The sequence below is a fragment of the Micromonospora rubida genome (assembly GCF_009908295.1).
In the GTDB taxonomy this organism is placed as follows: domain Bacteria; phylum Actinomycetota; class Actinomycetes; order Mycobacteriales; family Micromonosporaceae; genus Micromonospora; species Micromonospora rubida.
On the sequence record NZ_JAAALO010000003.1, the window covers coordinates 470,683 to 483,556 of the forward strand.

At 68.5% G+C, this 12,874-nt stretch carries 11 protein-coding genes and 1 pseudogene; 6 read left to right on the forward strand and 6 right to left on the reverse strand.

What is annotated here, in order from left to right; genetic code table 11:
- Positions 1-2 precede the first annotated feature (2 nt).
- The gene (locus GVV04_RS11720) at positions 3-1,601 is read right to left on the reverse strand and encodes a restriction endonuclease (RefSeq protein WP_161687457.1); all 1,599 of its coding nucleotides are present in this window, start codon (positions 1,599-1,601) and stop codon (positions 3-5) included.
- 248 nt (positions 1,602-1,849) lie between these two features.
- Between GVV04_RS11720 and GVV04_RS11725 the strand changes: the two are divergent.
- A pseudogene (locus GVV04_RS11725) lies at positions 1,850-2,182 on the forward strand (helicase); the annotation flags it as partial.
- 129 nt (positions 2,183-2,311) lie between these two features.
- On the opposite strand, the gene GVV04_RS11730 reads toward GVV04_RS11725, so the two are convergent.
- Positions 2,312-4,474 (reverse strand): M6 family metallopeptidase, encoded by a 2,163-nt coding sequence (locus tag GVV04_RS11730; protein WP_161687459.1) that lies wholly within the window; start codon positions 4,472-4,474, stop codon positions 2,312-2,314.
- A 237-nt stretch (positions 4,475-4,711) separates the two neighbouring features.
- Positions 4,712-5,692 (reverse strand): hypothetical protein, encoded by a 981-nt coding sequence (locus GVV04_RS11735; RefSeq protein WP_161687461.1) that lies wholly within the window; start codon positions 5,690-5,692, stop codon positions 4,712-4,714.
- Between the two features lie 196 nt (positions 5,693-5,888).
- Between GVV04_RS11735 and GVV04_RS11740 the strand changes: the two genes are divergently transcribed.
- On the forward strand, positions 5,889-7,208 hold the full coding sequence (locus GVV04_RS11740) for an AAA domain-containing protein (protein WP_161687463.1): 1,320 nt from the start codon (positions 5,889-5,891) through the stop codon (positions 7,206-7,208).
- Between the two features lie 62 nt (positions 7,209-7,270).
- On the opposite strand, the gene GVV04_RS11745 is transcribed toward GVV04_RS11740, so the two are convergent.
- Positions 7,271-8,239, reverse strand: a complete 969-nt coding sequence (locus tag GVV04_RS11745) for a helix-turn-helix transcriptional regulator (protein ID WP_161687465.1) — start codon at positions 8,237-8,239, stop codon at positions 7,271-7,273.
- A 58-nt stretch (positions 8,240-8,297) separates the two neighbouring features.
- Here GVV04_RS11745 and GVV04_RS11750 point away from each other — a divergent pair, with 58 nt between their 5' ends.
- Complete coding sequence (locus GVV04_RS11750; protein WP_161687467.1) at positions 8,298-9,041, forward strand: alpha/beta fold hydrolase; 744 nt, start codon at positions 8,298-8,300, stop codon at positions 9,039-9,041.
- 178 nt (positions 9,042-9,219) lie between these two features.
- Here the strand turns inward: GVV04_RS11750 and GVV04_RS33030 are convergent, their stop codons facing one another.
- Positions 9,220-9,441: a GNAT family N-acetyltransferase gene (locus tag GVV04_RS33030; RefSeq protein ID WP_235965965.1), complete on the reverse strand. Its 222-nt coding sequence runs from the start codon at positions 9,439-9,441 to the stop codon at positions 9,220-9,222.
- Between GVV04_RS33030 and GVV04_RS33035 the strand changes: the two genes are divergently transcribed.
- A complete protein-coding gene (locus GVV04_RS33035; RefSeq protein ID WP_235965967.1) occupies positions 9,440-9,712 on the forward strand; it encodes a hypothetical protein in 273 nt (90 codons plus the stop codon). The genes GVV04_RS33030 and GVV04_RS33035 overlap by 2 nt on opposite strands.
- A gap of 47 nt (positions 9,713-9,759) precedes the next feature.
- Here GVV04_RS33035 and GVV04_RS11760 read toward each other — a convergent pair whose 3' ends face one another.
- The gene (locus GVV04_RS11760; protein WP_161687469.1) at positions 9,760-10,971 is read right to left on the reverse strand and encodes a hypothetical protein; all 1,212 of its coding nucleotides are present in this window, start codon (positions 10,969-10,971) and stop codon (positions 9,760-9,762) included.
- 344 nt (positions 10,972-11,315) lie between these two features.
- Between GVV04_RS11760 and GVV04_RS11765 the strand changes: the two genes are divergently transcribed.
- Entirely contained in the window at positions 11,316-11,924 is a 609-nt protein-coding gene (locus tag GVV04_RS11765; protein WP_161687471.1) for a type IV toxin-antitoxin system AbiEi family antitoxin domain-containing protein, read from the forward strand.
- Complete coding sequence (locus GVV04_RS11770) at positions 11,921-12,820, forward strand: nucleotidyl transferase AbiEii/AbiGii toxin family protein (protein ID WP_161687473.1); 900 nt, start codon at positions 11,921-11,923, stop codon at positions 12,818-12,820. Before GVV04_RS11765 ends, GVV04_RS11770 begins: the two co-directional genes overlap by 4 nt.
- Positions 12,821-12,874 lie beyond the last annotated feature (54 nt).

Here is a 12,874-nt window from a genome sequence, read left to right on the forward strand (position 1 = left end):
ACTTAGTCCAGGTCGCTTGGGTCGATCCGGGCCTTCACATCAGCGTGTTCGGCGAGGAGGTACAGCAGGTTGGAGCCGTCGATGAGCTCCAGTGGCTTTCCAGAAGCGAACTCGTACGAGGTAGGACCGTAGCCGCTCGTGGTAACCAGGATGCCCTTTGAGGCACCCTCGTTCTGCAGCGTGCCGAACAGGTCCCGCACGGAGGACACGTCGACCGTGTTGCGATAGCGCTTGGCCTGGATGACGACTTTGCCGCCAAAGATCGGCCGCGGGTCGAAGGCTACGCAGTCGACCCCGCCGTCCCGCGATGCCCGGGTCTGCTTGGTGTCGAGGCCCATCTTCGCGAAGAGGTTCTGGATCAGGCTCTCGAACTCGGTCGGGGTGAGCTTCAGCAGGTTCGGTCGTTGGTCGAGGTCGGCTAGCACGTCGACCTCATCGACGAACCGCTTGTCGACCATGTCGAACTCCAGCACTGGCCGAACCGGTGCCAGCTCGGCGGGGCGCTTCGATACCGAGGCGTTGAGGTGCGCCAGGCAGGCGAGGGGCTCGACCAGGCGCAGGTTCAGCTCGGTGAACACCTCACGCGTGGTCCGCAGGGTCACCAGGCACGGCTGCACGGATGCACCGGTCCGTGGATCGGTCGTATCGACGATGCCGTTGAACACCACCGTGTCGACGAGTCCGGACCGGTCAGCCTCGAACAGCTCGTGCACGGTCCTCAGGGTGACCTGCGCGACGAGCGTGGCGTACCGCTCTTTGATCTCCTTGGCAGGGCGGGCGGTAGTGGTGATTTCGTCGCGGGCCTCGACGTAGCGGTACTCGCGGACCGTCGGGATAACGTCCAGAGTCGGTAGGTGGTATTCCACCACCAACTGCCGCGACTCCGGCACGTACGCTAGGCGGTAGTGCTGCGGGAAGTCGTCCGGGTAGACGGAGTTGCCCAGCACCATGCCGAAGTATTCGACGACGACGGTGGGATCGGCAGCGGCGAAGGCCGCCGCGAAGCGGTCGATCTCCGCGTTGTGCGCACTGATCTCGGCGTCGACCTTGGCGCACTGCTGCTGGTAACGCTGGTGGGCTGCGGAGAGCCGCCGCTGCCGGTCGGCCTCGGCGGCGGCGTGCTGGGCCTGCGCCTGGGCGAACGCCTGCTGCGCTCCGGCGAGCTGCTGCTGGTGTCTTGCCTGACCACCGAACATCTTGCTGAGCCCGCTCGGGGCAGGCGGCTCGAATCGCCGCCAGTCGGGCGGCGCCAAGGGGGTGCCGAGTGTGCCGGGGGTGAACGGCCTGTGCTGTGCCGACTTCCGGAGCCTTCTGAGGTCGATGTGATCATCGACGTCGAGCGTGGCAACCAGCAGGGTGTCCAGCTCATCGAGATGGGCCTGGAGGCCCGAGTTGTCGACGGCGATCTCGGCGACACGTGCCTCGACGTACAACCGCTTGCGCTCACGCTCGTTGGCGAGTGCGGTGCGCTGTGCGGCCTTCATTGCGCGCTCGGCCTCTCGGCGAAGTTGCTGGTGGTGCCGGTATGCAGCGGCTTGAGCCTGCGTCTGGGCGCGCACCTGCCGTGCGTGCGCCCGCTGCATCTCCTTGAGGATGCCCACGTCAGTCCTATGTGTTGCGAGGGAAGGCGGAGCCGACACCATAGCCACTACGCGTCCAGTCGAACACCCTGCGCGACGGTGTCCGCGACTCTAGTCAACAGTCCAACGGCTGATTTGCCCCACTTGAGGACTTCTAAATGTCAGATCCCGGACTCAAGGCTCCAAGATGCATTGGGACGCAAGGTGTGGATCTCCCGAGCTACTCGACCTGCGATGAGGCAAGTCAGCCGGCTCGGAGGGCTCACTCGGTCGCCAAGTGGGCCATGGTCACCGGCGGCTCTTGGCCGTGGGCGATTGTGGATGAGGCCTACCAGATGCGGTCGGACGCCTTGTTGCGGGTGGAGGGCAGGTTCGAGCGGGCGTTGTTCGTGGGGGATCCTGGGCAGCTCGATCCGTTCTCGACGGTCGAGACCGCGCGGTGGACGGGGTTGACCTGGGATCCGATGCAGTCCGCGGTGGCGGTGCTGCTGCGGCACAATCCGGAGCTGCCGGTGTCGTGGCGGCTGCCCGCGTCGGCGGCGCCGGTGGTCGCGGCGCCGTTCTACCCGTTCACCGGGTTCCTCTTACGAGACGGATCAGGAATTTCCTCTGGCGCTGGCAGCGCGACCGGGCGCGAGCGCGACACGACGGACTACTGGGTGATCCCCGATAAAGGGGCCGGGCACCCGCCACCAGAGCGGTGACAGGTGCCCGGGGTTGTGCGGGTCAGGTCAGGCGGGGCCGCCCGGCTGGACCACTCCGTTGACCTTCAGCGTGTACGGCGCGTACTGGTTGACCTGCTCGGTCGGCTCGTCGTAGGCGACCACGGCGACGACCTTCGGGAACAGGCTGAGCAGGGCCAGCTGCGCCCGGCTCAGCGTCAGGCTCGACTTGCCGTCGAACTCGAACTGCGCGGCGATCGAGTGCTTCTCGTCGATGCCGATGAGCCGCAGGTTCCAGTTGTTGACGGTGATCGGCTTGATCTCCGTCGGCGAGTCGAACGGGGCGAGGCTGGTGCCGTCGCTGACCGCCGTGCCGCCGACGGTGATGTCGTCGACCAGCAGGCCGCCCTCGTTGACGCCGCCGTCGCTGACGTAGCGGAAGCCGAGCAGGATCGTCTTGCCGGCGTACGCGGACAGGTCGTACGAGTGCGCCTCGAACCCGTCGGTCGTCCCGTTGAGCGCCGGCCCGAACGGCCCGTCGATCGTCTTGTCGCCCGGGATGGCGGTGTAGCTCGCGCCGCCGTCGGTGGAGACGGTGACGTAGCCGTAGTCGAAGCCGAACTCCGCACCGTACTTGGCGGCGAAGCGCAGCGTCGGGTCGGCGGTCGGCACGGCGACCGACGTGACCGCCGCGGAGTCGGTGTTGTTGCCGTTCCCGGACCACAGGACCGGGTTGCCGGGGCGGTCCGGGTCGTTCGGCACGACGGTCCACGACAGCGGCAGCGGCGGCAGCGTCTTGGTGCCCGCGAACGACAGCGACCGCAGGTCACGGCCGCGCAGGAGCTGCCCGTCGGCCTTCTGCAGCGGCACGAAGTCGGCCCCGTTCGGCGCCGCCCCGGGGGTGGCGTTGGCGGCCGGGTTGGCCAGGTTGACCGTGGAGCGCAGGCTCGGCGTGGTCACCCGGCTCTTCGGTACGCCGAGCATGATCCCGCGCCGCGAGTCCCCGACGATCTTGTCGACCAGCGTCATCGTCTGGTAGTCGTGGATGACCTGGTACATCTTGTTGACGCCCTTGGCCTTCAGCGCCGCGTCCAGGCTGGCCAGCCCCTGACGTTCGCCGTCCTTGTGCAGCCGGGAGATGATGTCCGTGCCGTACCGGTCGTACAGGAACTGCATGAACGAGTACGCGTTGCCGTAGTCGGCGAGCACCGCGTTCGGGTTCGGGCTCTCGCCCCACAGGGTGAGCGAGTTCTCCGGGCCGCCGCAGTCCCGCGGGTTGACGTTGTACGGCGTCTGCACCGTGCCGAAGCCCTGGTAGCAGTAGAGGTGGCTGTCGGCGCCCCGGTCGAAGACGGTCGCCGTGGTGTCGACGTAGCCGGTCAGCGTCTGGGCGAAGTCGGCCAGGCCCTCGTTGATCCAGTTTCCCTCGAAGGGGTCGGTGTAGTAGTGCGCCAGGTGCTGCCACTCGTGGGCGAACGTGCCCTCGTAGTTGAAGGGGCGGGCCGGGCGGCTGGTGCACAGGTCGTCGGTGGGCTCGTTGGGCGGGTTCGCCCCGGTGCGGTGGGCCCAGTCGAACGCGTCGATGGTCATGACGTTGCGGTCGAACAGCTCGTTGAACTGGGCCGAGAAGAAGCCCGCGATGTAGGTCGGGCTGGCCGGGAACTGGTAGTAGTTGTCGTCCCGGACGTTGTCGATCAGGGTGACCGTCTTGTTGCCGCCGCCGGTGTAGTCGCCGCCGTTGCCGTTGGCGTCCGGCCCGAGCAGGGCGTTGGTGCCGTCACGGTCCGGCGGCGTGCTGAACGCGGCCGTCTCCTTCGGGTACATGTTGGTGTCGAACTCGTGGACGAAGCTCGCCACCTGCGCGTCGGTGATCTGCGTCGACGAGGGGATCTGGGTGCGGCAGTCGCCGGCCGGGAAGGCGATGTCGTTGGCGACCCACACCTCGACGTTGTTGCCCGAGCCCCGCAGCGTGTAGTCCTTGCGGTAGAGCTGGCCCTGGAGGTCGTCCATCCCGAGCCACTGCCGGACCGTGCCGACCGGCGGCGTCGTACCGGCGGACGTGGCCTTCGAACGCTCCTGCACGCGCGGCTGGTACCGGGCCGGCGTCTCGACCTTGCGGCCGTCCAGCGTGAAGTCCTTGCGGGTCAGCTCCCGGGTGTCGCTGGGCTGAGCCTGCTTCGCCACGGGCTTCGCGGGCGCGGCCGTCGCGGTGGACGCGGGAAGGACGCCCATAAGTGGTAGGACGAGTGTGATGGCTGCTGCACCGGCGATGCGGCTGCGTGCCATGGGCCCCCCTCTGGGGATGATGTGAGTCCGGTTGACGGGGTCGCCGTCACAATCCACCGGGATGACATCCATGTTTGTATTGGCATTGATTGCCTTTGGCAATCGTCCTACCGCGTGGTCCGTCTTCACCGAGTCGGCTCTCCCGCCCCGTGGACGCCGCGTCGTGAGCCGGTGCCCCGACTACTAGAAGAAATTCGGTGCGACCGTGGTGGGCGCCGCGAAGCCGAGGTCGGCGTGTCGCCTGATGCGGAAGGAGAGCCCCTCCGGGAGGAAGGTGACCTCGTTCTCCGTGTCGTTGGCGAAGAACGAGAGCTGGTGCCCGACGGACTTCGGCCGTGCCGTCAGGTAGAGCGCGAAGATGCGGTGGTGCGGCACCACGGCCTCCGTCACGACGTTGCCGTGGATCGTCTTGACCGTGTAGAGCGAGGACGACTCGAGCGCCCCCCGGGTGGCGGTCAGCGGCACGTCGTACACCTCCGAGGGGTTTCCGATCTGCTCGGCGGTCAGTGCAGCGCCGTTGTCGACCCGGCGAAAGTACTCAAGGGCCGCCGTGCTCTCGGTGCGGACCACGGTGAGGGTCTCGGCGACGCTGTTGTTCGCCGGGAACGTGGTGTGGCGCAGCAGCAGCTGGGTCAGGGCGTGCCAGGTGATGACGGCCTGGCGCAGGTGGCGTTCCCGTAGTGCCTCGTCGCCCCTCGGCGCGAGGCCGAGGTACTTAGCCCGCAGGGCGGCGATGTCGTCCTTGGCCACGCTCCAGGGCTTCGCCGTGTCGTTGAGCTGCTTCCAGAAGTAGCTGTCGGGCCCGGGAGCCGTCCGCTGCCGGACCAGGAACTCCTTGACGATCTGCACCATCGGCGCCCACGACGAGTTTTCCACCCCCGAGGCGTACCCGACGACCAGGGAGATGATGTCGTCGGCGTCGCCCGGGAAGGTCTCCCTGATGTAGGTCTCGTAGGCGGCGACCGCCGACCCTTCGCCCCGCAGGGAACCGAACGGACGCCCGTCCTCGCTCGTCAACAGGTACGCGTCGTGGGCTCCTCGCCCCAGCGTCTGGGTCAGCAGCCGGGCGATGCCGGCCCGCTCCATGCCGGTCATGTGCCCGGTGAGTTCGTCGATGTAGGCGGGGCTCCACCTGTCGTCAATCATCTTCTCCCGCAGCGGCATCCGCGACTCCCTCGGCTCGGCACCGGCACGTGCCGGCCCGGTCGAGGATGCGGCCCGTGCGTGCGGTGTGCTGTCGTGAAGTCGATTCGCCGTTGTCCGGATCGCGTCGGTGTCGCCTGTCCACGATTGTCGGGCTCGCCGACGGCGATTCGCGGTGCCGGTAGTGTCCCGGAGAGCGATGGTGGGAGGGGCGTCGATGCTCGGGCTGGAGTTGCCGCCCGCCGTGGAGGCGGAGCGGGTCATCACGTCGGTGCTGGCCGACCTGCGCTCCGGTGACCACCGGGGCGTGGTGGTCGATTCGCCGCCCGGCGCGGGCAAGTCGACGCTCGTGGTCCGCGCCGCCGCCGAGCTGGCCGCCGCCGGTGAGCCGCTGATCATCATCGCGCAGACCAACGAGCAGGTCGACGACCTCATCGACCGGCTCGCCCGTAAGGCCCCCGAGCTGCGGATCGGCCGCCTCTCGGCGACCGACTACAAGCCGACCGAGCGGGTGAAGGGCCACGACACGGTCAAGGTCGCCGCGAAGGTCGCCGACCTGGGTGGGCCGGCGGTCATCATCGGTACGGCAGCGAAGTGGGCCATGATCACCGAGGGTTCCTGGCCGTGGGCGATCGTCGACGAGGCGTACCAGATGCGCTCGGACGCCCTGTTGCGCGTGGCCGGCAGGTTCGAGCGGGCGCTGTTCGTGGGCGATCCTGGGCAGCTCGACCCGTTCTCCACGGTCGAGACCGCGCGGTGGACGGGCCTGACCTGGGATCCGATGCAGTCCGCGGTGGCGGTGCTGCTGCGGCACAACCCGCAGTTGCCGGTGCACCGGCTGCCGGTGTCGTGGCGGCTGCCCGCCTCGGCGGCGCCGGTGGTCGCGGCGGCGTTCTACCCGTTCACCGGGTTCCGCGCCGGCACGGGGCATGGTGAACGGGCGCTGGCGTTGACCGAGGCCGGGCCGGGGGACGCCGTCGACGCGGCGGTGGAGCTGGCGGCGTCGTCGGGCTGGGCGCTGTACGAGCTGCCGGAGCGGCACACCCTGCGTACCGATGGGGAGGCGGCTGCGGCGTGCGCCGCGCTGGCGCTGCGGGTGTTGCAGCGGGGAGCGGTCGCCGTCTCCGAGCACGCGCCGGCCGGCACGCCGGTCACCGCCGACCGGATCGCCGTCGGGGCCGCGCACCGCGACCAGGTCGCGGCCATCCGCGCGCACCTCGGCGAGGCCGGGGCGGGCATCACGGTGGACACCGCCAACAGGCTCCAGGGCCGCGAGTACGACGTGACGATCGTGCTGCACCCGCTGTCGGGGCGGCGGGACGCGACGGCGTTCCACCTGGAGTCGGGGCGGTTGTGCGTGCTGACGTCCCGGCACCGGCACGCGTGCGTGGTGGTGGCGCGGGCGGGGATCGCGGAGCTGCTGGACGCCCACCCGTCGACCGAGCGGGTGCACCTCGACGTCCCGGTCAAGTTCCCAGACGGCTGGCAGGCCAACCAGGCCATCCTCGCCTACCTGCACAGCTCGGAAGGGCCTTGACGTCCTTCGGTCTGTTGGGGGACTGGACGCTCCGGCCGTCCGCTTCCCACCCTGGCCTTTGCCTATCTGTCGGCGTCGGCGTCGGCGTTGGTGAGCAGTCGGGCGGCTAGGGCGCGTATCTCGTCCTTGAGCTTCTCCGGTCGGTCGATCGTGAATGGCCAGCCGAGCCCGGCGAGCAGCTGTGCCGCACCGTCGAGCCGTTCGGCCCGGGCGGTGAGGCGTACCCCGTCGGGCACCTCGGTAAGTGTGCCGACCGACGGCGGAATCCGTTGCTGCGCCCGCGCCAAGCTGGTGTGCAGCACCACGCAGATGTCGTGCTCGTACGGCACGGCTGCCAGACCGGCAAGTACCTGCGTGGCCGGATCGAAGCCGGCCGGGATGTCGAAACTGCCCGGAGTGGGACGGGCTGTTCCGATCCGGTCGAGCCGGAACGTCCGTACGGCCCGGCGGTTGTGGTCGTGACCGGTGACGTACCACCGGCCGGCGTGGAAGACCAGCCCGTACGGGTCGAGCCGCCGCTCGCCGGACCGGCCGCGCCAGTTGGTGTAGGTGATGCTCACCGGTTGCTGATGTCGGGCCGCCTCGGCGAGCACGAGCAGCACCTCGGTGCCGGGTGGGGCGGGCTGACGGACCGGTGTGGTGAAGTCCACGGTGGCCAGCAGCGAATCGATCCGCCGGGCGAGGACAGCCGGCAGTACGCGGCGGATCTTCGCGGTCGTGCTCTCGGTGGCCGCACCTTCGGCGGTGGACAGCCCTGCCCGGGCGGCGGCGATGAGCCCGAGCATGACGGCGACCGCCTCCTCGTCGGTGAGCATGAGTGGCGGCAGTTTGTATCCGGGTGCGAGCTGGTAGCCGCCGTAGCGACCGCGCCGGGCTTCGACAGGGATGCCGAGGTCGGCGAGGTGCGCGGCGTAGCGGCGGATCGTGCGCTCGTCGACGCCTAGCCGACCGGCCAGGTCGGCGAGGGTGAAGCTGCCACCGTTTTGGAGGATCTCCAGCAGCGCCAGTACTCGCGCGGTGGGCCGGGCCATTGATCCGACTCCTTAATCTGGGCGGAATGTGTCCGGTATTGACAGTAGCGTTCGGTGCATGACGACATTCGTACTGGTTCCGGGGTTCTGGCTCGGCGCGTGGGCCTGGCGTCCGGTCGCCGCCGCTCTGCGTGGGCTCGGCCACGAGGTGTACCCGCTGAGTCTGACCGGCCTGGGCGAGCGCGCCCACCTGGCCCGCCCGGACACCGACCTCGGCGTCCATGTCACCGACGTGGTCAACCTGCTGCGCTACGAGGACCTGCATGACGTGGTCCTCGTCGGGCACAGCTACGCCGGCGCGGTCGTGACGACCGCCGCCGCCGACCGCATGACCGACCGCATCGCCCAGCTCGTTTTCGTCGACACCGGCCCACTGCCCGACGGGACGGCCAACGAAGAGTTCAGCCCGCCCGAGGAACGTGAACGCAACGCGGCAATGGTCGCCGAACACGGCGACGGCTGGCGGCTGCCGCCCCCTCCGTGGGCCGAACTGGCGGCGGGAGCAGCAGATGTGGATGAATCGGTCGTCGCGCTGCTCCGTGAGCGGTCGGTAGCCCAACCTTGGGCGACCGCTACCACCCCGGTGCGGCTCACCGGGGCGTGGGAGAAGCTGCCTCGCCTCGGCGTGCTGTCGAGCTTCACCGCCGAGCAGGTACGCCAGATGGCCGCCACCATGCCGCTGTGCCAGCACCTGGCCGGCGACTCGTGGCGGTACGAGGAACTGCCGACATGGCATTGGCCGATGCTCAGCCGACCGGCCGAACTGGCCCAGATTCTGCACCAGGCCAGGCCGACGGCATAGACCCACGGTGCCCGGGTGAGCACACATCGAGGTCACCCGGGCATCGGTGATTCTGGGTAGGGGCGGGAGGCGAAACGCGTTCCTGAGCCCTTGTCGACTGCTTCACCGGCGTCGGCGCTACTTCGGCCCGCAGCTTTCCGTACGACGTGACTGCGCCACGCCGGAGGGAGGTGCCAGCTCAAGTCTTCAACGGACGGATCAGGACGTCGAAGGTCGGAGCGTGCTCCCAGTTCGGGCGGAGCTTGGTGACTCTCTGCCAGCCCCAGGAGCGGTACGCGGCTTGGGCGGGGGAGTTGTCCGGGTTGGCCAGGAGGGTGGCCCGTTCCTCCGTACGTTCGTTGAGTAGTTGTTCGTGCAGGCTCCTGGCGATGCCCCGGCGTCGCCAACCGGGCGTCACCATGAGTTCGCTGATGGCGAAGGTGCGCTTGCCGTCCTCGTGGGGTGAGCCCGGCCGGGACGGATTCCTGGATGCCGGTCCACCATCCGGTTTCGGCGGGCAGTGGGAAGCCGTAGATGTATCCGACCAACTCTTCGCCCATCATGGCAGTGACCAGATCCCACCCGTCTCTCTGCATGTGTCCGCTGAGCTGGCGGCGGTAGCGGTCCTCGTTGTGGAACTCGTCGCCGTCCGCGTACACCTTCAGGTAGAGGCCGACGAGCTGATCAACTAGCCCGGCCGCCTGCGCGGCGGTGTGGTGGCGGAGCTTCATGTTCTCGATCATCGGCCCACCGCCTGGTCGTAGGCATCGGTGAATTCGCGGGTGGCGGCCGTCGACCGTTGCGGCTGTCCCAGGCTCGACCGGACCTGCGCGAGATGACGACTCACCCGCCCGGAACTCACCTGTCCCATTGCGGGCAGAACACTCATGGCTGTGTGCGCTGCATCATCAAGGTCGCCCTGCCGACATTGCGCATCGGCGAGCTGAACCGTGTAGTAGATCTGGTTGCGCCGGAGTGTGGGGGAAGGGTTCTCCGTGATCGTGCGGAAGGCTTGGGCTGCGCGTTCCGGTCGGCCCAGGGCGAGATAGGACAGCCCCTCGATGCCCCTGAGTTCCTGCGGGGTCACGAAGTGCAGGAACGGCATGTCGTCCTCAGTCGTTCCGCGGTCAAATTCGCGGTGGGCCTTGGCCATCGCTCGACTGAAGCTGCTCATGTCCTTCAGGGTGGCGTAGGTGTGGGCGGCCCGCAGGTGCAGCAGGGTCGCCAGCCGAGAGGTTCCCCAGCCGGCGGAGGACCGCAGGGCGGCATCGGCGCTCCGTAGCGATTCGCCGGGGTGATCGTCCCGAATCAGCAGGGAGAGGCAGGCAAGAGCGCGGACTTCCATGCGCGGGTCGTCGGCGATGCGAGCCCGGGTGATCGCCTCGTTGAGGTACGGCCTCGACTCCGGCCGTCGCCCTGCGTCGATTGCGAGCCAGGCGGTCTCGATGGCGAGGTCCGCCAGGGCGGTTTGCAGGGCGTCGCCGACTTCTCGGCTGTAGGTGGCCTTGGTGGCCCAGGACGACAGGTGGGCGTGGACTCGGATGGCGATGTCGCAGAGCTGATCGGCTCCGACGGCCGCGTCGGCGCGGCGGAACTCGTCGACCAGGGAACTGGCGAATCGCACCTGCTCCATCCCGATGATTCTGGGTGCGTCGGTGGGTGTGGCGAGCAGGTCGAGGGAGCCGGTCGCGGCGATGCCCGCGAGGGCGGCCAAGGCGTGGAACTGTCGGCGGTCCGTGGTGCCACCTCCTTCATCCGATGCCGTGGTCGCGGCATCCGCCCGGCTGAGCTGCGCCTGCGTGATTCCGAGCCACCCGGCGACGGCGCTCTGCGGCAGTGGGTTCTGTCCGTGGAACGGGTGGCAGCGGAACGCCCGAATCACCCGCCCGAGGTGTCGCGCGGCCAGCGCTCGCCGCACCGGCTCGTGCTCCCAGAAGTGGGCCGGCACCATCGGCGGCTGGCTCAGTCGGTCCCGCTCGGCGGCCTGGCACGGGGTGCACCGCCCGCTGTCGTTGTCGCGGGCCAGCCGGCCGCCACACCGGGGGCAGTTCGCGTGTGTCACGGGAAACCTCGCCATTCGCGGGTGGCTCCGTCCGTAGCGCCTCGTCGAGCCTACCCATTCAAATCCGTTCCGTGGAGGACCGGTATACGTACCGTGCATATCGAAGCCGCGTTCGCGGACGCCTTCGGTGCGCCCATGACTGGCTGACCATCGCGCCCGCGTCATGGCGCGACGTTGCGTGGGATGCCAGGGAAATCCGTTACAGATGGTCGTGACATGTGTAGGGTTTCCGTGTGGGGTCAGCGGATGAGTCGGGAGCCGGGAGCGATCCGCTCAGCCTTCTCTCAGCCACCTTTAGCTACTCCGAAGCTCTTGCCGCTGGTATCTCTGAGTGGCAGCTGTACCGGCTGCGTGATCAAGGGCTTATCGAGCCTCTCGGACGGGGCCTGTACCGACGCCATGACGCTGGGACGGCGGATCTTGATCTCATTGAGGTTGCTCGCCGTGCGCCGTCGGCCACGCTTTGTCTGACTACTGCACTGGCTCGGCATGGCCTCGCCGACGAGATCCCCGCTCGCATCGATGTCGCACTGCCTCGCGGGCGGCATCGACCAGCCACCATCGCGCCGGTCGCCTGGCACGGGTTCGATCCAGCCACGTTCGAGATCGGGCGTACCGAGTTGCCCATCGAGTCCGAAACCTCGATCGGGCTCTACAACCCCGAACGCAGCATCATCGACGCCATCCGACTGCGGCATCGAGAAGGGCCGGATATGGCGTACGCGGCGCTCAGGCGGTGGCTGAGGCAGAGCGGCGCATCGCCGTCCAGGCTGCTGGGGATGGCACGGAAGTTTCCAAGGGCAGAGCGACCACTCCGAGAGGCGCTGGAGATCTTGCTGTGACCGTACGTCCGACGCGGGCCACTGTTGCCGGCCGCGCTTACCTCGACCTTCAGAGCCTTGCTCGCCGTACCGGTCGGCCCACGGACGAGCTGCACCAGATTTATGCGCTGGAGGGCTTCCTCGCCCGTCTGGTCCCATCCCAATATGCGAACAAGCTCGTCCTCAAGGGCGGGGTGCTGCTGGCTGCCTACGCCACTCGGCGGCCGACCCGGGACGTGGATCTCCAAGGCCGATGGATTTCGAACGACACTGATCAGGTGCTCGACATCGTCCGGCACATCGCGGCTGTGCACCTTGATGACGGTCTGGTGTTCGAGGCGGCGAATGCGACGGCCGACACGATCCGGGACGACGACACCTACTCCGGGGTGCGGGTCAGCCTCACTGGGAGTCTCTCCGCCGCGCGGCTGACCTTCCACGTCGATGTCAACGTTGGTGATCCAATCTGGCCCGAGCCGCAACCGATCAAGCTGCCGCGCCTGCTCGACGGAGAGATCGTGCTCACCGGCTACCCACTTCCCATGGTGTACGCCGAGAAATTGGTGACGGCGTTGCAGCGCGGCGTGGCCAACACCCGGTGGCGCGACTTCGCCGACGTCTACCTGCTCTCGGGTCGACACGATGTCGACGGCGGCGAGTTGGCGGCGGCCATCCAGCGGGTCGCGGAGTATCGGCAGGTGATACGCGAGCCGCTGAGTCGGGCCCTTGACGGCTATGCGGTGCTCGCGCAGTCGCGGTGGGCCTCGTGGCGGCGTAAGCACCGCCTCGACGGTCAGCTTCCCCAGGACTTCGAGGTGGTGTTGCGGCGAGCGTCCGCGCTTGCCGACCCTGCCTTGTCTGGGCTTTCGCAGGGTCAGGCCTGGAGCGCGACGGCCTCGGGCTGGACGGCTGTGTGACTCTCGCTGACGAGGTGCTGGCTAAGGGGGAGGCCGGTGGGCCCGCCTTCGCGG

Coding starts and splice junctions, on each gene's coding strand:
- GVV04_RS11735 (WP_161687461.1), bottom strand. CDS start 5,692: ATGCCGCTGCGGGAGAAGATGATTGACGACAGGTGGAGCCCCGCCTAC.
- GVV04_RS33035 (WP_235965967.1), top strand. CDS start 9,440: ATGAGTTCGCTGATGGCGAAGGTGCGCTTGCCGTCCTCGTGGGGTGAG.
- GVV04_RS11750 (WP_161687467.1), top strand. CDS start 8,298: ATGACGACATTCGTACTGGTTCCGGGGTTCTGGCTCGGCGCGTGGGCC.
- GVV04_RS11730 (WP_161687459.1), bottom strand. CDS start 4,474: ATGGGCGTCCTTCCCGCGTCCACCGCGACGGCCGCGCCCGCGAAGCCC.
- GVV04_RS11745 (WP_161687465.1), bottom strand. CDS start 8,239: ATGGCCCGGCCCACCGCGCGAGTACTGGCGCTGCTGGAGATCCTCCAA.
- GVV04_RS11760 (WP_161687469.1), bottom strand. CDS start 10,971: ATGGTGCCGGCCCACTTCTGGGAGCACGAGCCGGTGCGGCGAGCGCTG.
- GVV04_RS33030 (WP_235965965.1), bottom strand. CDS start 9,441: ATGGTGACGCCCGGTTGGCGACGCCGGGGCATCGCCAGGAGCCTGCAC.
- GVV04_RS11740 (WP_161687463.1), top strand. CDS start 5,889: ATGCTCGGGCTGGAGTTGCCGCCCGCCGTGGAGGCGGAGCGGGTCATC.